The organism is Aquabacterium soli (assembly GCF_003933735.1).
Taxonomy (GTDB): domain Bacteria; phylum Pseudomonadota; class Gammaproteobacteria; order Burkholderiales; family Burkholderiaceae_C; genus Aquabacterium; species Aquabacterium soli.
This window is the reverse complement of the sequence record NZ_RSED01000076.1, coordinates 1-688: the sequence shown is the minus strand read 5'-3', so window position 1 is coordinate 688 and position 688 is coordinate 1. Positions and strand designations below refer to the sequence as shown.

At 50.4% G+C, this 688-nt stretch carries 1 protein-coding gene; it reads left to right on the top strand.

Annotation, left to right across the window (positions count from 1 at the left end; translation table 11 throughout):
* A partial coding sequence (locus EIP75_RS23855; protein WP_233585031.1) for a hypothetical protein occupies positions 1–671 on the top strand: 671 nt, incomplete at its 5' end.
* Positions 672–688 lie beyond the last annotated feature (17 nt).

The window sequence follows — 688 nt, the reverse complement described above, 5'->3', positions numbered from 1 at the left end:
CGTTAGACAGCATGGACAGTAAGGTCGTTAATCGAGAGATCAAGAAATACATTTGGCCCGCGCTGAAGGCCGAAGGATTCGACACGTTCACTTCACGGGTCGCATGGCGGCATACCACTGAGCGAATCGATGTGATTGAATTTCAATCTTTCAACAAATACAACGCAGATGTCATCGGAACAACCACGTTCTCCTTCGCGGTGCGGCTGGGTTGCATCCCACTCTACATACCTCCACAGTGGCCACTACCAGTGAAAAATGGAGTGCTCATCCCGTCTGAAGCTGCGTGTTACTTTCGCAGGTCGCTTGTCTGCTCACTTCATTCGAGCTTGGGGGACAAGTGCATCTGGCCAATTGACGCTGAGGGCAAGAATCTTCATTGGAGCATTCAAGACGTACTGAATCAGCTTCCAGAAGCGTTGTCATGGTTTCAACGTCTGAGCAGCAGACATGAAGTTCTCCGTGTGTTGACAGAAGAAGATGAGAACATGCAGCTGCTTTGGGGCATGGGGCGTAACCCTTCACCAATCAGGTCGTATCTCACTGGCTATGCCGCGTTGGCAAACGGAGATCAAGAACTGGCCAAAGCCAACCTCAATGAGGCCATTGAATCCAAGTGCTTTATCAACCTATTTAGCAGTGTGGAAGGCGCAATCAATCGTGCCGTCTAACTGTCGGTTCAACGCGG